The 22,940-nt window shown below is 39.9% G+C and carries 18 protein-coding genes; 17 read left to right on the forward strand and 1 reads right to left on the reverse strand.

Annotated elements, in window-relative coordinates; genetic code table 11:
* The first annotated feature begins 67 nt into the window (after positions 1 to 67).
* From ilvC to yihA, 11 genes are all read left to right on the forward strand, one after another.
* Positions 68 to 1,084: a ketol-acid reductoisomerase gene (ilvC, locus tag N0O92_RS04515; RefSeq protein ID WP_315613457.1), complete on the forward strand. Its 1,017-nt coding sequence runs from the start codon at positions 68 to 70 to the stop codon at positions 1,082 to 1,084.
* Entirely contained in the window at positions 1,071 to 2,621 is a 1,551-nt protein-coding gene (locus N0O92_RS04520) for a 2-isopropylmalate synthase (protein WP_315613458.1), read from the forward strand. Before ilvC ends, N0O92_RS04520 begins: the two co-directional genes overlap by 14 nt.
* A 12-nt stretch (positions 2,622 to 2,633) precedes the next feature.
* Complete coding sequence (leuB, locus tag N0O92_RS04525; RefSeq protein WP_315613459.1) at positions 2,634 to 3,725, forward strand: 3-isopropylmalate dehydrogenase; 1,092 nt, start codon at positions 2,634 to 2,636, stop codon at positions 3,723 to 3,725.
* 127 nt (positions 3,726 to 3,852) lie between these two features.
* A complete protein-coding gene (gene leuC, locus N0O92_RS04530; protein ID WP_315613460.1) occupies positions 3,853 to 5,271 on the forward strand; it encodes a 3-isopropylmalate dehydratase large subunit in 1,419 nt (472 codons plus the stop codon).
* A 13-nt stretch (positions 5,272 to 5,284) separates the two neighbouring features.
* Positions 5,285 to 5,863: a 3-isopropylmalate dehydratase small subunit gene (gene leuD, locus N0O92_RS04535; RefSeq protein WP_315613461.1), complete on the forward strand. Its 579-nt coding sequence runs from the start codon at positions 5,285 to 5,287 to the stop codon at positions 5,861 to 5,863.
* A 222-nt stretch (positions 5,864 to 6,085) separates the two neighbouring features.
* The gene (locus N0O92_RS04540) at positions 6,086 to 7,144 is read left to right on the forward strand and encodes a tetratricopeptide repeat protein (protein ID WP_315613462.1); all 1,059 of its coding nucleotides are present in this window, start codon (positions 6,086 to 6,088) and stop codon (positions 7,142 to 7,144) included.
* A 123-nt stretch (positions 7,145 to 7,267) separates the two neighbouring features.
* Positions 7,268 to 8,560 carry a trigger factor gene (gene tig, locus N0O92_RS04545; RefSeq protein WP_315613463.1) on the forward strand — a complete coding sequence of 431 codons (1,293 nt, stop codon included), beginning with the start codon at positions 7,268 to 7,270 and terminating at the stop codon, positions 8,558 to 8,560.
* 562 nt (positions 8,561 to 9,122) lie between these two features.
* Positions 9,123 to 10,397 carry an ATP-dependent protease ATP-binding subunit ClpX gene (clpX, locus tag N0O92_RS04550; RefSeq protein WP_315613464.1) on the forward strand — a complete coding sequence of 425 codons (1,275 nt, stop codon included), beginning with the start codon at positions 9,123 to 9,125 and terminating at the stop codon, positions 10,395 to 10,397.
* Positions 10,398 to 10,628: 231 nt separating this feature from the next.
* The gene (gene lonB / locus N0O92_RS04555; RefSeq protein ID WP_315613465.1) at positions 10,629 to 12,293 is read left to right on the forward strand and encodes an ATP-dependent protease LonB; all 1,665 of its coding nucleotides are present in this window, start codon (positions 10,629 to 10,631) and stop codon (positions 12,291 to 12,293) included.
* A 127-nt stretch (positions 12,294 to 12,420) separates the two neighbouring features.
* On the forward strand, positions 12,421 to 14,742 hold the full coding sequence (lon, locus tag N0O92_RS04560) for an endopeptidase La (RefSeq protein ID WP_315613466.1): 2,322 nt from the start codon (positions 12,421 to 12,423) through the stop codon (positions 14,740 to 14,742).
* Between the two features lies 1 nt (position 14,743).
* Positions 14,744 to 15,331: a ribosome biogenesis GTP-binding protein YihA/YsxC gene (yihA, locus tag N0O92_RS04565; protein ID WP_315613467.1), complete on the forward strand. Its 588-nt coding sequence runs from the start codon at positions 14,744 to 14,746 to the stop codon at positions 15,329 to 15,331.
* Between the two features lie 52 nt (positions 15,332 to 15,383).
* Here the strand turns inward: yihA and N0O92_RS04570 are convergent, their stop codons facing one another.
* On the reverse strand, positions 15,384 to 15,860 hold the full coding sequence (locus N0O92_RS04570) for a LiaI-LiaF-like domain-containing protein (protein WP_315613468.1): 477 nt from the start codon (positions 15,858 to 15,860) through the stop codon (positions 15,384 to 15,386).
* A 337-nt stretch (positions 15,861 to 16,197) separates the two neighbouring features.
* On the opposite strand from N0O92_RS04570, the gene hemA reads away from it, so the two are divergent.
* The 6 genes from hemA (at position 16,198) to hemL (ending at position 22,914) form a co-directional block, all read left to right on the forward strand.
* Positions 16,198 to 17,577 carry a glutamyl-tRNA reductase gene (hemA, locus tag N0O92_RS04575; protein WP_315613469.1) on the forward strand — a complete coding sequence of 460 codons (1,380 nt, stop codon included), beginning with the start codon at positions 16,198 to 16,200 and terminating at the stop codon, positions 17,575 to 17,577.
* A gap of 18 nt (positions 17,578 to 17,595) precedes the next feature.
* Positions 17,596 to 18,411: a cytochrome C assembly family protein gene (locus tag N0O92_RS04580; RefSeq protein WP_315613470.1), complete on the forward strand. Its 816-nt coding sequence runs from the start codon at positions 17,596 to 17,598 to the stop codon at positions 18,409 to 18,411.
* A 497-nt stretch (positions 18,412 to 18,908) separates the two neighbouring features.
* Positions 18,909 to 19,844 (forward strand): hydroxymethylbilane synthase, encoded by a 936-nt coding sequence (gene hemC / locus N0O92_RS04585; RefSeq protein ID WP_315613471.1) that lies wholly within the window; start codon positions 18,909 to 18,911, stop codon positions 19,842 to 19,844.
* The gene (locus N0O92_RS04590) at positions 19,841 to 20,632 is read left to right on the forward strand and encodes a uroporphyrinogen-III synthase (protein ID WP_315613472.1); all 792 of its coding nucleotides are present in this window, start codon (positions 19,841 to 19,843) and stop codon (positions 20,630 to 20,632) included. Before hemC ends, N0O92_RS04590 begins: the two co-directional genes overlap by 4 nt.
* The gene (gene hemB / locus N0O92_RS04595; protein WP_315613473.1) at positions 20,629 to 21,612 is read left to right on the forward strand and encodes a porphobilinogen synthase; all 984 of its coding nucleotides are present in this window, start codon (positions 20,629 to 20,631) and stop codon (positions 21,610 to 21,612) included. The genes N0O92_RS04590 and hemB overlap by 4 nt, the downstream gene beginning before the upstream one ends.
* Positions 21,613 to 21,627: 15 nt before the next feature.
* Complete coding sequence (gene hemL, locus N0O92_RS04600) at positions 21,628 to 22,914, forward strand: glutamate-1-semialdehyde 2,1-aminomutase (RefSeq protein ID WP_315613474.1); 1,287 nt, start codon at positions 21,628 to 21,630, stop codon at positions 22,912 to 22,914.
* Positions 22,915 to 22,940: the final 26 nt, after the last annotated feature.

Below are 22,940 nucleotides of genomic sequence, written 5' to 3' on the forward strand. Positions count from 1 at the left end.
CTTGTGAATTCATTAATTCAAAATAGATAAAAATCTAAAACTAATTAAACAAGAGGAGAGATTTATTATGGCAAAGGTTTATTACAATGGAGACGTTAACGAAGCAGTATTAAGTGGGAAAAAGGTAGCAATCGTAGGATATGGTTCTCAAGGTCATGCGCATGCACAAAATGCTCGCGAAAATGGAGTAGATGTTATTATCGGTCTTCGCCCAGGGAAGTCTTGGGATCAAGCAGTAAGTGATGGATTTGAAGTATTCCCTGTAAGAGAAGCAGCTGCACAAGCGGATCTAATCATGATCTTATTACCAGATGAGCATCAACCAACTGTTTACAAAAATGAAATCGAGCCTGAATTACATGCTGGAAAAGCATTAGCATTTGCTCACGGTTTTAACGTTCATTTCAATCAAATTGTTCCACCAGCAAATGTTGACGTATTTTTAGCTGCACCAAAAGGACCAGGTCACCTTGTTCGCCGTACGTTCGTAGATGGAGCTGGAGTTCCTGGATTAATCGCTGTATTCCAAGATGCGACAGGTCAAGCAAAAGATATCGCACTTGCTTATGCAAAGCAAATTGGTTCGGCTCGTGCAGGGGTTCTTGAAACAACATTCCAAGAAGAAACAGAAACAGATCTATTCGGTGAGCAAGCAGTACTTTGTGGAGGAACAGCTGCACTTGTAAAAGCTGGTTTCGAAACATTAGTTGAAGCTGGTTACCAACCAGAAGTTGCTTACTTTGAGTGCTTGCATGAATTGAAATTAATCGTTGATTTAATGTACGAAGGTGGACTTGAAGGAATGCGTTACTCAATCTCTGACACAGCTCAGTGGGGAGATTATGTAGCTGGACCTCAAGTTGTAACAGATGAGACAAAGAAAGCAATGAAGAGTATTTTAACAGATATTCAAACAGGTAAGTTTGCAAAAGGATGGATTCTTGAAAACCAAGCAAATCGTCCAGAATTCACGGCTATTACAAGAGCAGAAAGCCAACACCCAATTGAAGTTGTTGGTCGTGAGCTTCGCGAAATGATGCCATTTGTAAAATCTAAAGGAGTGGTTGGTAGTGCGAAAAATTAATGTCTTCGATACCACGCTAAGAGACGGGGAACAATCAGCAGGAGTAAACTTAAACTTTCAAGAGAAACTTGAAATTGCAAAGCAGTTAGAACGTTTAGGAGTAGATATCATTGAGGCTGGCTTTCCAGCCTCCTCTCAAGGTGATTTTGCTTCCGTTCAAGCAATTGCTCAAACAATTAAGGGTAGCTCTATCACAGGTCTTTCCCGTTCACTCGAGCGTGACATTGAGACAACTTGGCAAGCATTAAAAGATAGTGCTGAGCCAAGGATTCACGTTTTTATTGCAACATCACCAATCCACATGGAATATAAATTAAAAATGACCCCAGACCAAGTAATTGAAAATGCAGTTGCAGCTGTGAAGTTAGCAAAGAAGACATTTCCTCAGGTTCAATGGTCGGCAGAAGATGCAAGTCGAACAGAATTACCATTTCTGGCAAAAATCATTCGTGAAGTGATCGATGCAGGTGCAACGGTCATTAACCTACCTGATACAGTGGGGTATACAACTCCGTACGAGATCGGGCAAATGTTCCGATATGTGTCAGAAAATGTTCCGAATATCGATCGCGCAATTTTATCAACGCATAATCACGATGATCTGGGGATGGCGGTTGCGAATTCGTTAGCTGCGATTCAAAATGGTGCAGGTCAAGTTGAATGTACCGTGAATGGAATTGGGGAACGTGCAGGAAATGCATCGCTAGAAGAAATTGCAGTCGCATTAAACATTCGTCAAGATCATTATAAAGCTGATACAGGACTTGTTTTAAAAGAGATTAAACGCACAAGCTCACTAGTAAGCAAGTTAACCGGGATGGTTGTTCCGAACAACAAAGCGGTTGTTGGTGCTAATGCGTTTGCTCATGAATCTGGAATCCATCAAGATGGAGTCTTGAAAAACAAAGAAACGTACGAAATTATTACTCCTGAACTTGTGGGAGTATCATCTAATAGAATGGTGCTTGGGAAGCATTCAGGGCGTCATGCGTTTAAAGAAAAGCTTATCGAACTTGGTTTCAATGGTACAGATGAGCAGTTGCAAAAAACATTTGTGGCTTTTAAAGATTTAGCTGATAAGAAGAAAGATATTACAGAAGATGACTTGTTTGCTTTAATGACAGAAGCGACAGTTGGAGCTTCTGTTACTCATTATGAACTTGAAACATTGCAAGTAAATTATGGTACGACTAATATACCAACAGCAACGATTACGATGAAATTGCCTACTGGTGAAACAGTTCAAGAAGCTGCAACTGGTTCTGGTAGTGTTGAAGCGATCTACAATACACTTGAGCGTGTTATTGACGAAGAGATTTTGCTCATGGATTACCGTATTCAATCGACGACGGCGGGGCGTGACTCGCTTGCAGAAGTGTACGTAACGGTAAAGTATGATGGTACAGAATCTTCGGGTCGAGGAACAGCACATGACGTTTTAGAAGCTTCTGCAAAGGCGTATATTAACGCAGTCAATCGAACCATTAATCGAAAACAATTCAATGAACAACAACGCACGAATCCATTAAACGTATAGGGAGGAAGAAACATGAAGAAACGTATTGCCGTTCTCCCTGGTGATGGGATAGGACCAGAAGTTTGTGAGGCTGCTACCCAAGTACTTTCAGAGATTGGTCGTTTGTATAATCATGAATTTGAATATACATTTGCTGATCTAGGTGGTGTAGCAATTGATAAGGCTGGTACGCCCCTCCCAGATGAGACGTTAGCCGTTTGTAAACAAAGCGATGCAGTGTTACTTGGAGCCGTAGGAGGACCTAAATGGGATACTCTCCCAGGAGATCAACGTCCTGAAAAAGGATTGCTAGGGCTTAGGAAAGCACTCGATTTGTTTGCAAATCTTCGCCCAGTTACGATTTATGATTCGTTAGCGGATGCTTCACCATTGAAAGATGATATCATTCAAGGTGTAGATCTTGTTATTGTTAGAGAGTTAACAGGAGGATTGTACTTCGGAGAACCACGTGAACGCAGGGGTGAAGGAAACGAAGAGGTTGCAGTAGATACTCTCGTTTATTCGCGAAAAGAAATTGAACGAATTGTCCGCAAAGGGTTTGAATTTGCTACTATTCGTGGCGGCTCTTTAACATCTGTTGATAAAGCCAATGTGTTAGAATCAAGCCGTTTGTGGCGTGAAGTCGTTGATGAAGTAGCAAAAGATTATCCTGAAATTAACTATAGCCACATGCTAGTCGATAATGCTGCTATGCAATTGGTACGCAATCCAAAGCAGTTTGATGTAATGGTAACAGAAAATATGTTTGGCGATATATTAAGTGATGAGGCTTCGATGATCACAGGATCACTAGGGATGTTGCCATCTGCTAGTTTAAGTCAAAACGGTCCTGGATTGTTTGAACCAATTCATGGTTCTGCACCAGATATCGCAGGAAAAGGAATTGCCAATCCATTAGCAACGCTTTCGTCTGTCGTCATGATGCTAACATACGCATTTGAAATGAAAGATGAGGCGAATGCCTTAGCTGAAGCGATTAATGATGTGTTAGAAGCTGGGCATCGTACAGCCGATTTAACTACTGATCAAAGCAAAGCTTTATCGACAGAAGAAATGACGAATCAAGTTTTGAATGCTTTAGCTAAGAAAGCAGTCATCTCATAACATTCAATAAACAGGGATGGCGAAGATGGAACAGCCTACTAGTCAATTCAACTAGAAAAGGCTAATGGTACTGTTCCTGAGCCATCCTCTTATTCTATTAAACTAAAACAAACGAGGAGGAGCGAAGATGGCACCTAAAACGATTATTGAAAAAATTTGGGAAGCACATGAAGTGATTCAAGAAGAAGGAAAGCCGACACTCCTCTATATTGATTTGCACATGGTTCATGAAGTAACATCTCCACAAGCATTTGAAGGGCTTCGTTTAGCAAATCGAAAAGTAAGGCGCCCAGACTTAACGTTTGCTACGATGGACCATAATGTTCCAACTGTGAACCGCTACGATATAACAGATCAAATTGCTAAAACTCAAATGGAAACTCTTGAATCAAACTGCAAAGAATTTGGTATTGACCTAGCTGACTTAGATCACCCGGAAAATGGAATTGTTCATGTTATTGGACCTGAGCTCGGGTTAACTCAACCAGGAAAAACAATTGTATGTGGAGATAGTCATACGTCTACTCATGGCGCATTTGGAGCATTAGCTTTTGGGATTGGAACGAGTGAAGTTGAGCATGTTCTTGCTACACAAACACTTTGGCAATCACGTCCGAAAACGCTAGAAATTCGTGTTACAGGTACGCTGTCGCCTGAACTTTCCGCGAAGGATGTGATCTTGGCTATTATCGCTAAATTCGGAGTGGATGTTGGTACAGGATCAGTTGTTGAATTTACAGGGGATGCCATTCGCGGAATGACGATGGAAGAGCGTATGACAATCTGTAATATGTCGATTGAGGCCGGAGCGAAAGCGGGACTCATTAGTCCAGACCAAGTTACATTCGATTATCTTCAAGGAAGAGAGTATGTTCCAACTGGTGCTTCCTTTGATGAAAAAGTAGAAGAATGGAAACAGTTAGCGACAGATGAAGGTGCGACGTACGATAGAGTGGTAACGATTGACGCATCTGAAATTGAACCGATGGTAACATGGGGAACGAATCCTTCACAAGGTGTAGGGATATCAAAAACAGTTCCATCTCCAGCAGACGGAAAAACTGAAACAGATCGACGTGCGATTCAACAAGCTTTAGATTATATGGAGTTAGAACCAGGAACACCTATTTCTGAAATCAACATTCAACACGTCTTTATTGGCTCCTGTACAAACTCGCGCTTTAGCGATTTGAAAGCAGCAGCTAACCTTATTAAAGGCAAGAAAGTTGCTGAACATGTTCGTGCATTGGTCGTTCCAGGCTCTCAAAAAGTAAAGCAGAGAGCAGAAGAAGAAGGATTAGATCAAATCTTTATGGAAGCAGGCTTTGAATGGCGGAGTTCAGGTTGTAGTATGTGTTTAAGTATGAACCCAGATGTTGTACCTGAGGGAGAGCGTTGTGCTTCAACGTCAAACCGCAACTTTGAAGGGCGACAAGGTAAAGGAGCTCGTACTCACTTAGTTAGTCCAGAAATGGCGGCAGCTGCTGCTATAGCGGGGCACTTTGTAGATGTTCGTGAATGGAAAAAACAACAAGTAGCACAGTAAAGGAGGGTCAACTATGGAACCAATTGTAAATCATAAAGGAATCGTTGCAACAATGGACCGAGTGAATGTAGATACGGACCAAATCATTCCAAAGCAATTTCTTAAGCGTGTAGAAAGAACAGGATTTGGACAATTTTTATTTTATGATTGGCGTTTTCTAGCTGATGGCACTCCGGATCCTAAATTTGAATTAAACCAAGACCATAACCAAGGGGCTACAATCTTAGTAGCTGGACATAACTTCGGGTGTGGTTCGTCACGTGAGCATGCCCCTTGGGCTCTTCATGATTATGGATTTAAAGTTGTTATAGCACCAAGCTTTGCTGATATCTTTTACAACAACTGTGTAAAGAATGGAATGCTTCCAATTAGACTAGATGAGAAAGAAGTTCAACAGCTTTTGGCAAAAGGAGCAAACGAAGCTCTAGAGTTGAGTGTGAGTTTAGAAGAGCAAACGATTAGCGGAGAAGGATTTCATGCTTCTTTCACAATTGATCCATATTGGAAAGAAATGCTTTTAAATGGATGGGATGAAATAGGCTTAACGCTGAAATATGATGAGCAAATTAAGGCCTTTGAACAAAAAGCATAACAACTTAGAGTAATTCTTGATGCCGATGTAGGGAGAGTAAACTAGGCGTTAAGAATTACTCTTTTAATTTATGGGGACCATTGATTGTAATGGCAAGGTGGAACTGATAAAATTAGAGAAATAGTATGAACGACAATTCATCTTCGTGTAATATGACAAATCTTTTTGTTTGGATGGGACAATTCATATTATAAGGATGAAATAGAGTGGGGCGGTTCTCCAGTGGATAAACGAATACATAAAAAGGATAAGAAAGTAATATTATACCCTGGTCTTGTAAAGCGCTTGATTGAAAAAGGAATGGACGCTTTAAAGGACAAGGACGGCAAGGCGGCTTACGACTTTTTTTTATCAGCAGAAGAACATGAGCCTGACCATCCACAAGTTCTTTTCGGGAAAATGTTAAGCTTAGTTGAACTAGGGCGACTAGAAGAAGCAGTAGAACATACGAATAGTTTGCTACGAGAAGGAATAGGCGATTATTATGAGAATTTACAAGTACATATCTCTCTGCTTGTTCAACTAGGGAAATACCAAGAGGTAGTTGATATGCTAGACGCAGTTCTTTCAGAGAATCAATTCCCTTCTCAATATGCGGAGTCATTCTATCAACTTTTGCATTTCAGCAGACAAATGGTTGGTGATCAAGAATGGTTGCACCAATTAGAAATTAAAGATGAACCTATTCCGGTCGAGTTAGTAGATATGCTACAATCTGACTCACTTGAGCTCCAGTCTAAAGCAATACAACATTTAAGGGAGATCGACAATCAGGCATCGACTCGATTGTTAATTGAATTTCTCGAGCGAGCTGATCGTGATTATGTTCTTCAAAGCATGGCATTAAAGTCATTAGAAGAGAAGAATTGTACAGATTCTATACATATTACAAAGCAAGGCCGAGAAATGGATATTGTTCCAAGTGAGTTTAGTGATGAAAAGCAACAAGCGTTTTTTGAAGAAGTAGTACATCATGTAAGTGAACAACTTGAACAAACAGATCCACTCTTATATGAGATGACAAAACAGTTAAGTTGGACTCATCTATGGTCGCTCTATCCTTTTTTACCAGAGCCAGAAGATGCAAAACTTTGGGGGCATGTTTTTTATTATTGTGCAGCAGAACGAATGGGCTTAGATGATGACCTAGAAGAATTATTAGAGCGCTATCAATTTAAACGTCCCTTCTTTCTTGAGAAAGTGGAAGTAGTGAAACAACTAGAATTATCTGTCTATCAAATTGATACCAGTTCTCTCACGCTTAATCAGGATGAAACGTAGGCTAGGCTTGGATCAACTATTTGAAATGAACAAACGTTATGTTATACTAGAGTGGTTGTCAAAGATAATAGAAGAAATCTATCGTTTTAAAAACGAGATGTGTATAAGTTGGAGGGAAAGTAAATGACTACAAAATGGGAAAAGTTAGAAGGAAATGAAGGCGTCCTAACAATTGATGTAGAAGCTGAAAAAGTAGACGCTGCTCTTGATCAAGCATTTAAAAAGGTTGTAAAAAAGGTAAATGTACCTGGATTCCGTAAAGGAAAAGTACCTCGTGGTATGTTTGAAAAGCAATTTGGTGTTGAATCTTTATACCAAGATGCTTTAGATATTTTACTTCCAGAAGCATATGCTGCTGCTATTCAAGAAACAGGCATTGAGCCAGTTGACCGTCCTGAAATTGATATTGAAACAATGGAAAAAGGAGCTACTCTTGTTTTTACAGCAAAAGTAACTGTGAAGCCTGAAGTAGAGCTTGGTGAATATAAAGGTCTTGAAGTAGAAGAGCAAGATACAACAGTAACGGACGAAGATGTGGAAGCAGAGCTTAAGCAACTTCAAGAGCGTCAAGCTGAGCTTGTTGTTGTAGAAGATGGCGCAATTGAGAATGGCGATACAGCTGTATTTGACTTTGAAGGTTTCGTAGATGGAGAAGCATTTGAAGGCGGACAAGCTGAGAACTATTCTTTAGAAATTGGTTCTGGTCAATTCATTCCTGGTTTCGAAGAGCAATTAGTTGGTCTTAAATCTGGAGAAGAGAAAGACGTTGAAGTAACATTCCCTGAAGAGTACCATGCTGAAAACTTAGCAGGTAAGCCAGCAACGTTTAAAGTAAAAATTCACGACATTAAGCGTAAAGAACTTCCAGCACTTGATGATGAGTTTGCAAAAGATGCGAACGAAGAAGTAGAAACGTTAGAAGAGCTTAAGACTCAACTAAAAGACAAACTTCAAAAAGATAAGGATCATCAAGCTGAGCATGCTGTTCGTGATACACTAGTAGAAAAAGCGGCTGAAAATGCAACAATTGATATTCCAGAAGCAATGGTAAATACAGAAGTAGATCGTATGCTACAAGAATTTGAGCAACGTCTGCAAGCTCAAGGTATGAACCTTGAATTGTACTTCCAATTCTCTGGCCAAGACGAAAATGCAATGCGTGAGCAGTTCAAGACAGATGCAGCGAAGCGTGTTCGTGTAAATCTTACTCTTGAAGCTATCGCATTAGCTGAGAATCTTGAAGCTACGGACGAAGATGTAGATAAAGAAATCGAAAAAATGGCAGAAATGTACCAACGTTCTGCTGAAGAAATTAAAAATATTTTTGCTGCGCAAGGTGGCCTTGAAGGAATTAAAGGCGATCTAAAAATCCAAAAAGCTGTTGAGTTTCTTGTCGAAAACAGCAAAAAAGCGTAGGAAATTGATAACTACTGTAATGGAATAGAAAACAAGGTGCGAATTTTCGTGCCTTGTTTTTTTCCTTCGCTCTTAGATTGCTTACGCTGTATGTATGGAGTTTGTAGGAATTGAACAAGCTTAGTATAGGGATGGGCACACAAAAAATAGTAATGTAATGAATTTTGAACAAGAAAAAGGATTTTTCTTACTTAATCTTGAATGTATAATCAATCCATACATAAAATGAAGTAATCAGTCTTGATTGCTCGTCTTCTATGTCTTTTGTAAGGTACATAGAAATTCTTAGTAAATTAATGGACATGGAGGTGTAAAACAAGAACCTATAGGTCGAATTCATTACGCGTTCGACTAGATCGATGTTGGAGCATATCACAAGCCATAAGGGTTATCTTTAGGGTTCTTATCGTTTATGTGATACAATGACGAAACATACGATTATTTAGTCTTAGTTACTAGCTGTTCGTAGTTATTGTATTGTCGTGTCCATTCAGAAAAAGCCTGTTAATAGGTGAAGTTTTACTAGAGGATGGTACAATATTTTCTAAGGGGTGATGATTGAATGTTTAAATTTAATGAAGAAAAAGGACAACTTAAATGTTCTTTTTGTGGAAAAACACAAGACCAAGTTCGTAAGTTAGTTGCCGGACCTGGTGTGTATATATGTGATGAGTGTATTGAACTTTGTACGGAAATCGTAGAGGAGGAATTAGGAACAGAAGAAGAAGTAGAGTTCCAAGAAATTCCTAAACCGAATGAAATTAGACAAATCTTAAATGATTACGTTATTGGACAGGACCGCGCAAAGAAATCTCTATCAGTAGCTGTTTATAACCATTATAAGCGTGTAAACTCCTTGTCGCGTTCGGATGATGTTGAGTTAGCGAAAAGTAACATTTGTATGATTGGGCCAACAGGAAGTGGTAAAACACTACTTGCTCAAACTTTGGCTCGAATTCTAAATGTACCATTTGCGATTGCTGATGCAACCTCATTAACAGAGGCAGGTTATGTTGGGGAAGATGTGGAGAATATTCTTCTAAAACTTATCCAAGCCGCTGATTATGATGTGGAAAAAGCGGAAAAAGGAATCATTTACATTGATGAGATTGATAAGGTTGCACGTAAATCAGAAAACCCATCTATTACACGTGATGTATCAGGGGAAGGTGTACAGCAAGCCCTTCTAAAAATTCTTGAAGGTACAAGTGCGAGTGTTCCTCCACAAGGGGGACGTAAGCATCCTCATCAAGAATTCATTCAAATTGATACAACAAATGTTCTCTTCATTTGTGGTGGAGCATTTGATGGAATTGAACAAATTATTAAGCGCCGTCTAGGGAAGAAAGTGATTGGTTTCGGTTCTGATGTGAAGCAAGAGGATCTAAAGCCTGGTGAATACTTAGGAAAAGTACTACCTGAAGATTTGCTTCGTTTCGGCTTAATTCCAGAGTTCATCGGTCGTCTACCAGTTATTTCTAGTTTAGAGCCGCTTGATGTAGATGCCTTAGTTGAGATTTTAACGGCACCGAAAAATGCACTAGTGAAGCAATACAAAAAATTGCTTGAACTAGACGATGTAGAGCTTGAATTTACGGAGCAAGCTCTTCGCGAAATTGCCAACAGAGCAATCGAGCGTAAAACAGGTGCGCGTGGTTTGCGTTCCATAATTGAGACATTGATGCTTGATGTCATGTTCGATTTACCATCTCGTGAAGATATCGTGAAATGTATCATTCATGAAAAGTGTGTAACGGACAATGAATTGCCTACATTGCTTACAGCTGATGGCAAAGAAATTACATTGGAGAAATCAGAGCCTAAAGAGAGTGCTTAATGTTCTCGGATAAAAAGCGAATCCTTTGTGGATTCGCTTTTTTTCTGTTCAAGAAGGTCGCCTATTAGAGAAAAACGAAAGCAGATTTAAGAAAGGTGCCATTTCATTTTTTCTGTTGAAATAGATACCATGTAGATTTTCTCCAATCATTCTCAGAACTTTCTTTGATTAGTGTTGTTTTTCCCGCACATACTAAAGGAAACAAAACGACTACTTCTGGGAGGTTTCATCATGAATTGGACAGGAATTGCATTGGTGATCCAATTATTCTTTGGTATCATCATTGGTGTCTACTTTTGGAATTTATTAAAAAGTCAACGCAATCAAAAGGTCTCAATTGACCGTGAATCACGCAAAGAAATGGAAGAGCTAAGGAAAATGAGATCTATCTCACTAAGTGAGCCACTTGCTGAAAAAGTACGTCCCATTTCATTCGAAGATATTGTTGGACAAGAAGAAGGCATTCGTTCATTACGCGCTGCCTTGTGTGGGCCAAATCCTCAACACGTGATTATCTATGGACCACCAGGTGTCGGGAAGACAGCAGCAGCTAGGCTAGTATTAGAAGAAGCAAAAAAGAATGCCCAATCTCCTTTTAAAAAGGATGCCGTGTTTGTTGAGCTTGACGGGACAACAGCTCGTTTTGATGAGCGTGGAATTGCTGATCCGTTAATTGGATCTGTTCATGATCCCATTTATCAAGGAGCAGGTGCGATGGGCCAAGCTGGAATTCCGCAACCTAAGCATGGGGCGGTCACAAAAGCACATGGTGGGATGTTATTTATTGATGAAATTGGAGAACTTCATTCCATTCAGTTAAATAAATTATTAAAAGTATTAGAAGATCGCAAAGTGTTTCTTGAAAGTGCCTATTATAGTGAAGAGAATCAACAAATCCCACGACATATACATGAAATTTTTCAAAAAGGACTTCCAGCTGACTTTAGGCTTGTTGGAGCAACAACAAGAACACCAGATGAATTACCTCCAGCGATTCGCTCTCGTTGTTTAGAAGTGTATTTCCGTGCATTAAAACCAAAAGAGATTATTCAAATTGCTGAAAAGGCAGCAAAGAAAATCAATTTTAATGCGGAAGAAGGGGCAATCGAACGGATTGCTAAATATGCAACAAATGGACGTGAAGCTGTCAACATTGTTCAAATTGCTGCAGGAATTGCTACGGCAGAAAACCGTACCGAATTAACGGTAGCAGATGTGGAATGGGTTCTTCATGCAAGTCAAATTGCTCCCCGACCTGAAAGAAGAATTCATAGTAATTCTGCCGTTGGATTAGTGAATGGATTAGCTGTATATGGTCCTAACTTAGGTGCTTTATTAGAAATAGAAGTGAATGTTCTCGAAAATCCGGGTAAAGGTACAGTGAACATTACAGGGATTGCGGAAGAAGAAAGTACAGGGAACCAAATGCGTTCAATTAGAAGAAAGAGTATGGCCAAAGGCTCAGTTGAGAATGTAGTGACTGTACTAAGACGAATGGGAATTCCGACGCAAGACTATGACATTCATGTCAATTTTCCAGGCGGGGGTCCTGTAGATGGCCCATCTGCTGGAACAGCGATTGCAACAGGGATTTACTCAGCGATTCGAGGAGAAAAAGTAAAGAATACAATTGCTATGACTGGAGAATTGGGTATTCATGGTAAGGTGAAACCAATTGGTGGCGTTGTTGCAAAAGTGGAAGCAGCCAAACTAGCTGGAGCAGAAGTTGCCATTATTCCAAAAGAGAATGAGCAAGCCATTCTTCAACAAATTACCGGTATTGAAGTCATTGCAGTGGAGCATTTGGATGAAGTGCTTGAACTCGCAATTGAACAAGAAGTAGAAGAAACGGTTCCAGCAGCTACAGACTTAAACACTTCCATCGCACCTGTCTAATATTAGACAAACATAGGAACGATAAGATAAAATTGAATGTAAACCGCAAGATCAAAATAAGCAAGCATCTTTTAATAGGAAGTTTGACTTAGGAAATAGGATGTATTGGAGATGGAGGTGTATGCGGATGGTCGAATCAAATGATAGACGACAAATTCCGCTTCTACCGTTACGCGGATTGCTTGTTTTCCCAGCAATGGTTCTTCACTTAGATGTAGGAAGACCGAAATCCGTTCAGGCGTTAGAACAAGTGATGGAAGATGACCATCAAATTTTACTCGCAACTCAGAAAGAAATTTCAATAGACGACCCAACAGAAGAGGAAATTTATTCAATTGGGACCATAGCAAAAGTGAAGAGTTTGTTGAAACTTCCTAATGGTACAGTCCGTATTCACGTAGAAGGCTTACAACGTGCTCGTATTGATCAATTTCTTTCTAATGAGCGTTTTTTAGAAGTTGAGATTGAGGCCCTTGAAGAGGAGGATGCCTTTCTTACACCAGAGATTCAAGCCCTGATGAGAAACTTATTAACGATGTTTGAACAGTATACGAAAGTTTCGAAAAAAATCTCTGCTGAAACTCTAGCTTCTGTAAAAGACATTCATGAATCAGGACATTTTGCAGATGTCATTGCAGCTAATTTGCCATTAAAGCTAGCGCAGAAACAAGAATTACTTGAAATCAAGTCCGTCAAAGAACGACTGCTTAAATTGATTGAGATCTTAAATAATGAGCAAGAAGTGCTTGGTCTTGAAAAGAAAATAAGCCAACGTGTCAAAAAGTCGATGGAAAAAACGCAAAAAGAGTATTATTTGCGTGAACAGATGAAGGCCATTCAAAAAGAGCTTGGTGATAAGGAAGGTCGCACGGGAGAAGTGTCGACGTTACGAGAGAAAGCTCAAAAGATAGAAATGCCAGAATCTGTGAAAGAAAAGTTCCTAAAAGAGTTAGACCGCTATGAGAAAATGCCAGCGAATTCTGCTGAAAGTTCTGTGTTGCGAAATTACTTAGATTGGCTACTTCAGCTGCCATGGACATACGAGACAGAAGATCAGTTAGATGTTCTCAAAGCGGAAGAAATTCTTGATGCTGATCACTATGGACTTGAAAAAGTAAAAGAACGAATTCTTGAGTACCTAGCCGTGCAGCAATTAACTCGTGAATTAAAAGGTCCAATTTTATGTTTAGCAGGCCCTCCAGGGGTAGGGAAAACATCATTAGCACGTTCGATTGCACGATCGTTAAATCGGAAGTTTGTTCGAATTTCACTTGGTGGTGTTCGCGATGAAGCCGAAATTCGAGGTCATCGCAGAACGTATGTCGGGGCTATGCCTGGACGTCTAATTCAAGGAATGAAAAAAGCAGGATCCATCAATCCGGTATTTTTATTAGATGAAATTGATAAAATGGCCAATGATTTTAGAGGAGATCCTTCGTCCGCTCTACTAGAAGTGCTTGATCCGGAACAAAACAATACGTTTAGCGACCATTACATTGAAGAGCCATATGACTTATCAAAAGTCATGTTTATTACTACCGCGAACAATATTGGAACAATTCCAGGTCCACTTCTGGATCGAATGGAAATTATCTCGCTTGCAGGTTATACCGAACTGGAAAAGATCCATATTGCAAAAGACTACTTGCTACCAAAGCAAATGAAAGATCATGGTCTGAGCAAAGGTATGCTTCAAATGAAAGATGAAGCCATTCAAAAAGTAGTTCGTTATTATACACGAGAAGCGGGTGTGCGAAATCTTGAACGTCAGTTAGCGACATTATGCCGGAAAACAGCGAAGAAGATCGTAACTTCTGAGAAGAAAAAAGTGATTCTAACAGCCAAAACGGTTGAGGAAATGCTTGGGAAACCAAGATTCCGGTACGGTCTAGCTGAAGAAGAAGATCAAGTTGGAGCAGCAACTGGACTTGCGTATACGACAGTGGGGGGAGATACACTTTCCATTGAGGTCTCGGTTGCACCTGGAAAAGGGAAGCTAACGTTAACAGGAAAGCTCGGCGATGTGATGAAGGAATCTGCTCAAGCGGCGTTTAGTTATATTCGTTCCCGTTCAGCCGATTTACACATTGATCCGGAATTTAATGAGAAAAATGATATCCATATTCACGTTCCTGAAGGTGCAACGCCAAAGGACGGTCCTTCAGCGGGGATAACGATGGCAACAGCTCTTGTATCTGCACTTACAGGACGCAAAGTGAAAAAAGAAGTTGGGATGACGGGAGAGATTACGTTACGTGGACGTGTTCTTCCAATTGGTGGATTGAAGGAGAAGTCGATGAGTGCTCACCGTGCAGGACTGACAACAATCATCATCCCGAAAGATAATGAAAAAGATTTAGAAGATGTACCAGAGAGCGTGCGCAACGACTTAACATTCATTCCTGTCACTCACCTAGATGAAGTCTTACAGCACGCGTTAGGAGAGTAGAATGAAAGTAACCAAAACAGAGTTAGCTCATGTAGCTGTCAAACCTGAACAATACCCAACTTCTCGTTTACCAGAGGTTGCGTTATCAGGTCGTTCGAATGTAGGAAAGTCATCATTTATAAATAAAATGATTAATCGCAAAGGGTTAGCACGTACGTCGCAACGCCCTGGAAAAACACAAACATTGAATTTTTATGAAATCAATGAAATGCTTTATTTTGTTGATGTCCCTGGGTATGGCTTTGCTAAAGTACCCAAGCCAGAGCGAGAAGCGTGGGGACGGATGATTGAAACGTATTTACAAGATCGTGAGCAACTAAAAGCGGTCGTTTTGTTAGTTGATGTCCGTCACGCCCCTTCTGCAGATGATAAAATGATGTATAAGTGGCTCAAGCATTTTGACATTCCTGTGATTGTCGTCGCAACCAAAAGCGATAAGATTCCAAAAGGGAAATGGCAGAAGCATTTGAAAGTAATTAGAGAGTATTTAGAGAAAGTGGAATCCGATCCATTGCTTCTGTTCTCTTCTGAAACAGCACAAGGAAAAGAACAAATTTGGAAAACCATTCAATATTACATTTCACAATAGTGGGGAAAAGAAAAAGAGAGGAGAAATCCTCTCTTTTTCTTATGACTACATTTCATTTCTTTCTTAAGAGTAAAAATAGCCCAGCGCCGATTAGGAAAATTGGCCAAAGTGAACTGAGAAAAGAATAAGCATCATATAACCAACTAAATGGATTGATGGACGCAAAGCTAAGAAGAGAAAAAACGATTAAAAGGATCCCAATTAGCATGCCATCTTGTTTCATTTTTCTAGCAGATAAAATAAAAGCTAATCCAACTAGGCTTGTATACATACCCCAATGATTTGGCCAAACAGAAACTAGTTCAAGAAGATGAAAGTGGATCGCTAGTCCAAATAAAAGAATCCCCGGAAATATCATTGTATACTCTCGGCCGATATAGGCTTGTAATAAAAATGCAAGACCGAGTACAAGCAAAAGGGATGGCCAACTTAAAATCTGTTGGTCATACGGAATCGAAAATTGCTGCAACAGATAATAACAGCCCGCGCCAATTAATAAAACGCCTGGAAAAATACGTTGCGTCTTCATTTGTCTCTTCCTTTCCATAACACTCAATACAGTTTTTGTTGCTTTTTAAGCTAGTTACTATTTTGTATTCATACATAATAAATAGTTGGATAAAATATCAGGTAACAGGAAGGGTTTGGCTAAAAAACCAGTACGTTGAAACAATAGTATCATGATAGCATATGCTTCAAGATCTGTTCACAATTTTTTTTGGTCTCCTACATTAGACATGTTATAATGTACTGAGTTATACTAGTAAGGTGAAAAATGAGGACGTTGGTCTTCTTTAAATACGTACGTTACGATAAATATAGATGATTAATTTGAACGGATATTACAAATGGGGGTGAACGTCAGGATGCATATTCTTGTTGTAGGTTTCAACTATAAAACGGCTCCTGTCGAATTAAGAGAAAAGTTCTCGTTCCAAGAAGGAGAGCTTCCGAATGCTTTGGCACAGTTGCGAAACATGAAGAGCATTCTTGAGTGTACGATTATTTCAACCTGTAATCGTACGGAAGTCTATGTCGTAGCCGATCAATTGCATACAGGTCGCCACTTCACGAAAACGTTTCTAGCGGATTGGTTTGACTTACCTAAGGACGAGTTCATCCCTTATTTAGATATTCGGGAAGATCATCATGCAATTGAGCACTTATTCCGTGTAGCCTGTGGTCTAGATTCAATGATTCTAGGTGAAACACAAATACTAGGACAAGTGAGAGATAGCTTCTTGCTAGCGCAAGAACAGCAAGCGACAGGAACCATTTTTAATCAATTGTTCAAACAAGCAGTGACACTTGCGAAAAAAGCACATACAGGTACTGAGATTGGAGCTCATGCTGTATCTGTTAGTTATGCTGCTGTTGAACTTGGTAAAAATATTTTTGGGGACTTTTCAGGAAAGCACGTAGTCATTTTAGGTGCAGGGAAAATGAGTGAACTAACAGCGAAGCATTTACACTCAAATGGAGCGAAGCAAATTACGGTAATTAACCGTACAGAAGCAAAAGCGGTTGAACTAGCTGCTCGGTTCCTCGGACAAGCGAGACCATTTGAAGAGCTTCAACAAGCGTTAGCAGAAGCAGATGTTCTGATCAGTTCAACAGGCGCTCGGGATTTCGTGATCACGAAGGACATGATGCGTGGATCAATGAAAAAGCGTAAAGGTCGTCCCCTTTTTATGGTGGATATTGCCGTGCCACGTGACTTAGACCCTACGATTTCTGATTTTGATGATGTGTATCTCTATGATATAGATGATTTACAAAATATCGTTGAAGCGAATCTAGCGGAACGAAAGCGTGAAGCTGAAAAAATCGAAATTATGGTCGAAGCAGAGATCGATGAGTTCAAGCAATGGTTAAATACACTTGGTGTTGTGCCACTTATTTCTGCTCTTCGTACAAAAGCGCTTGCTGTACAAGCTGAAACAATGGAAAGTATTGAAAGAAAGCTTCCAAACTTATCTGAACGTGAAATGAAAGTGTTACGTAAGCATACGAAAAGCATTGTGAACCAGTTGCTACGTGATCCGATTACGAGAGCAAAAGAGCTTGCTGCTGAACCTGGTGCGGAAGAAGCTTTACAGTTGTTCACGAAAATTTTTGCATTAGAAGATGAGTTAGCTTCACAGGAAGAAGAATTACGAATTAAAGAAGCCGAGAAACAATGGGAGAATCAAAAGCAAGACTACGTCAACGTATCAAAACAACGTCCAGCAGTTGTTCGTTCATAAGAGAGAAGGGACAAACGCATGAACTGGATTTATCCTATTACGATTGTTTTATACAGTATGAGCTTAATTGGATACTTTGTTGATTTCTTACAGCACAACCGGAAGGTCAATATTATGGCCTTCTGGTTGCTTTCTATTGTTTGGGTTCTGCAAACGGTCTTTTTCGTAATCCGAGCAATGGAGTTAGAGCGCTTACCATTACTAACACCGTTTGAAGGACTCTTTTTTTATGCGTGGTTAGTAGTCACGCTCTCACTAGCCATAAACTGGTTCTTTCGTGTAGACTTTCTCGTATTGTTCACAAATGTAATTGGGTTTAGTATGATGGCCTTTAGCTTGTTCACACCTGATGGTGATGTACCTGAATCACTTTCGGCCCTACTAGCTTCAGAGCTCCTTATCATCCACATATCGTTTATCATACTTTCATACGCAGCGTTTACCTTCTCATTTGCTTGTCAAATCATGTATGTCATTCAACATCAAATGCTAAAACGCAAAGTATGGGGAAAACGTTTGTTACGATTTGGCGCCTTATCCAAACTAGATTCCTTTTCATTTGTAGCTATTATGATAGCGTGGCCTTTTTTATTAATAGGACTAATTTTAGGCTTTATTTGGGCTCATACTCAACTTACATATGTTCCGTTCTTTGATTCCAAAGTAATAAGCTCATTAATTGTCTTATTTATCTATGCAGTTTATATTTATCAAAGAGTTGTAAAACTCCAAAGAGGATACAACATGGCCTTACTCGGAATTGCAGGCTTTCTAGTCTTACTCATTAACTATTTTCTATCAGGACAATACTCCTCATTCCATATGTGGTATTAGTCAACAAGAAAAAGGTGAACTTCCCTTTTTCTTGTTGACTAAGCAATGAGCGTAGCCGCCGTTATGTTTTAAGCCTTTTATGAGTGGGTTTCTCATAAAAGGCGCACGGCGAGCGGAGCCATTGCCAAATGTTCGCACTGTAAAAAAGGGTAACTACAAGACCCTTGAAAACAGAGGCAAGCAGAGCGTAGCCGCCGTCAATGTTTTAAGCCTTTTGAGTGGGTTTCTCATAAAAGGCGCACGGCGAGCGGAGCCATTGCCAAATGTTCGCACTGTAAAAAAGGGTAGCTACAAGACCCTTGAAAACAGAGGCAAGCAGAGCGTAGCTGCCGTCAATGTTTTAAGCCTTTTGAGTGGGTTTCTCATAAAAGGCGCACGGCGAGCGGAGCCATTGCCAAATGTTTGCACTGTTTAAGAAAAAAGGCTAACCTAAATTAACCTTGACTGTTAAAACCAACAAAAACAGACCAAAATGTAATTAAAAACTGGAGGATTTTATGCGTAAAATTGTGATCGGTTCAAGAAAGAGCAACCTAGCTCTTGTTCAAACAGATTGGGTGATTGACCAACTGAAGAAGACGGGGTTGCCTTATGAGTTTGAAGTGAAAAAGATTGTAACAAAAGGAGATAAAATCCTTGATGTGACCCTTTCAAAGGTCGGAGGAAAAGGATTGTTTGTAAAGGAAATTGAACAGGCTTTAGCTGACGGAGAGATTGACTTAGCTGTTCATAGTATGAAAGATGTTCCTTCTGTTTTACAAGAGGACTTTACGCTAGCTGCCATTACAGAACGAGAAGACCCGCGTGATGCGCTTATTTCTAATAACCATGTGAAGCTAGCTGATTTACCAGCAGGTTCAATTATAGGTACAAGTAGCTTACGACGTTCTGCACAAATTTTAGCTGCGCGCCCTGATCTAGAAGTGAAATGGATTCGTGGAAATGTTGAGACGAGATTACGTAAGTTGAAAGAAGAAGATTTTGATGCAATTATTTTAGCAGTTGCAGGTATTAAGCGTTTAGGGTTTCCTGATGATTTAATAACTGAGTATTTGGATGAGGCGATGTGCGTACCGGCTGTTGGGCAAGGAGCTTTAGGGTTGGAATGTCGTTCAGATGATGAAGATTTAATTCAACTGTTACAACACATTAACAATGATCATACAGCTCGTACCGTGACTGCCGAAAGAACGTTTTTAAATCGCATGGAAGGTGGATGCCAAGTACCGATTGCTGGTTATGCTACGGTTACTGAAAACAATGAGGTACAGCTAACAGCTTTAGTTGGTTCACCAGATGGAAAAGTTTTATTAAAAGAGACGGTAACCGGAACGGATCCTGTAACCGTTGGTGAACAAGCTTCACAGTTCTTATTAGACCGAGGAGCGAAAGAGATTCTTGATCAAGTAAAAAAAGAGCTTGATGAAGGATGAAAAAAGGACCTTTAGCTGGTAAGACGATTCTCGTTACACGAGCAAAGGAACAAGCAAAAGAATTAAGTGATCAAATTAAACAGCAAGGAGGAATTCCCATTGAAGTTCCTCTCATTGCTTTTCAATCGATTTACAGAGACCAGGTCAGATATGCGATAAACCACATTCTAGAATACGATTGGATTATATTTACGAGTGTGAATGGTGTTCGTTTTTTTATGAATCAGTTTCAAAGGAATCATCAAGTGGATGTATTATCTTCCTTAAAAATCGCAGTTGTTGGAACAAAAACAGAGCAATATTTAACGAAATGGGGTCTTCGTGCTAACATCATTCCTGATGAATACGTTGCTGAGGGGCTAATTGATTCTTTAAAAGGGAATATTAAAGAAGGCGATAAAGTGCTAATTGCACGAGGGAATTTAGGAAGAGCTAAATTGCGTCTTCAATTAGAAGAGTTGGGAGCGAGTGTGTTGGATGTAGCCGTTTATGAAACGGTCTGTCCAATTGAAGCGAAGCAACAGCTTGAAAGTGTCTATCAGACGATAGGAAAGCTAGATTATGTTACGTTTACAAGCTCATCTACAGTTACCCACTACATACAAATCTTAATTGATTTAAAAAGAGAGATCGACAACTCTAACTCGACTGTTGCATGTATAGGTCCAATTGCAGCACTAACTGCAACAAAGTTCGGTTTACGGGTTGATATTGTCCCTCATACATATACAATTGACCATCTAGTAAAAGAAATAGTTCGACATTCAAAGGAGGAACATCGATTATGAAAGACTTACAATTTCGTCGTCATCGTCGACTTCGCCAATCGGCAAGTGTCCGCAGTATGGTAAAAGAAACTCATTTACATAAAGAAGATTTTATTTATCCTATCTTTGTTACAGAAGGGACAAACGAAAAAAACGAAGTTGCTTCCATGCCAAATGTTTTTCAGTGGTCTCTTGATTTAGTTGATAAAGAAGTAGAAGAAGTAGTGGCTCTAGGTATTCCAGCCATCATTGTCTTTGGTGTGCCGAACTCAAAAGATGATGTAGGTTCCTCCGCATTTCACGATCAAGGTATTGTGCAAAAGGCTATTCGTCAAATCAAAGGAAACCATCCTGATTTAACGGTGATTGCAGATACTTGCTTATGTCAATTTACTGATCATGGACATTGTGGAATTATTGAAGAAGGCAAAGTATTAAATGACCGTACACTTGACCTTTTGGCCAAAACAGCTGTTTCACAAGCGGAAGCGGGAGCAGATATTATTGCCCCTTCGAATATGATGGATGGCTTTGTAGCTGCAATTCGTTACGGTTTAGACAACGCTGGTTTTAGTGATATTCCTATTATGTCTTATGCTGTTAAATATTCATCTGCCTTTTACGGTCCATTCCGTGATGCTGCGCACAGCTCACCGAAATTTGGAGATCGAAAGACGTATCAAATGGACCCAGCGAATCGATTAGAAGCGCTTCGAGAAGCAGAGTCAGATATGGAAGAGGGAGCAGATTTTCTCATTGTCAAGCCAGCACTTTCATACTTAGATGTTATTCGTGAAGTGAAGGATTTTTCAGGCTTTCCGGTTGTGGCCTATAACGTAAGCGGGGAGTATTCAATGGTTAAAGCCGCAAGCCAAAACGGATGGATCAATGAAAAAGAAATCGTTTTAGAAAAATTAACGAGCATGAAGCGTGCGGGTGCCGATCTCATTTTGACGTACCATGCGAAAGACGCTGTACGTTGGTTACAGGAAGATAACTAAGAAGGGAGAAGAGAGATGCGTACATATACAAAATCAAAAGAAGCATTTGCAAAAGCAAAACCATTAATGCCAGGTGGGGTTAACAGTCCCGTTCGTGCCTTTAAATCAGTGAAAATGGATCCTGTTTATATGGAACGTGGAGAAGGTTCGAAAATTTATGATATCGATGGGAACGAGTACATCGATTATGTTTTGTCATGGGGCCCGCTCGTATTAGGGCATGCCGATGAAAAAGTGGTAGCAGCATTAAAAGAAGTAGCGGAAAAAGGGACAAGCTTTGGTGCACCGAATGAGCTTGAAACGAAGCTGGCTGAATTAGTAATTGACAGAGTGCCGTCCATAGAGGTCGTTCGTATGGTTAATTCTGGAACGGAAGCTACCATGAGTGCTCTTCGCTTAGCTAGAGGGTATACAGGACGAAATAAGATCTTAAAATTTGTTGGCTGTTATCATGGACATGGTGATTCTTTGCTAATTAAAGCTGGTTCAGGTGTAGCTACACTTGGATTACCTGATAGTCCTGGCGTACCAGAATCTGTTGCAAAAAACACATTAACGGTACCTTACAATGATTTAGAAAGTGTTCGTTATGCCTTTAACGAATTCGGAGATGACATTGCAGGTGTGATTGTTGAACCTGTTGCTGGAAACATGGGTGTTGTTCCTCCAGAACCAGGTTTTCTTGATGAGCTTCGTAAGATTACAGAAGAGAATGGAACCCTTCTCATTTTTGATGAGGTGATGACTGGCTTTCGTGTTGGTTATCATTGTGCTCAAGGGAAACTAGGCGTGACACCTGACCTTACTTGCTTAGGCAAAGTCATTGGTGGTGGTTTACCTGTAGGCGCATATGGTGGAAAACGTGAAATTATGGAGCAAATTGCGCCAAGTGGTCCCATTTATCAAGCGGGTACGTTATCAGGAAATCCACTTGCGATGACAGCAGGCTATGAAACGTTATCACAGTTAACAGAGGAAGACTACCATCGTTTCGAGCAGTTGGCTGAACGTCTAGCAAACGGATTATCTGAAGCAGCGAAAAAACACGAAATTCCACATACGATTAACCGTGCAGGATCAATGGTTGGATTCTTTTTTACAGATGAGAAAGTAACAAATTTTGAAAAAGCGTCTACGTCAAACCTTGATTATTTTGCAACCTATTTCCAAGAGATGTTAAATCAAGGCATTTCTCTTCCACCTTCTCAGTTTGAAGGAATGTTCTTATCAACCAAACATACAGAAGCAGACATTGATCAAACGATTGCTGCTGCTGAAATTGCTTTTTCTAAATTGAAATAATGAAAAGTCTATTCGCTTCTATATGA

Origin of the sequence: Alkalihalobacillus sp. MEB130 (assembly GCF_032335535.1) — a bacterium.
In the GTDB taxonomy this organism is placed as follows: domain Bacteria; phylum Bacillota; class Bacilli; order Bacillales; family Bacillaceae_D; genus Halalkalibacter.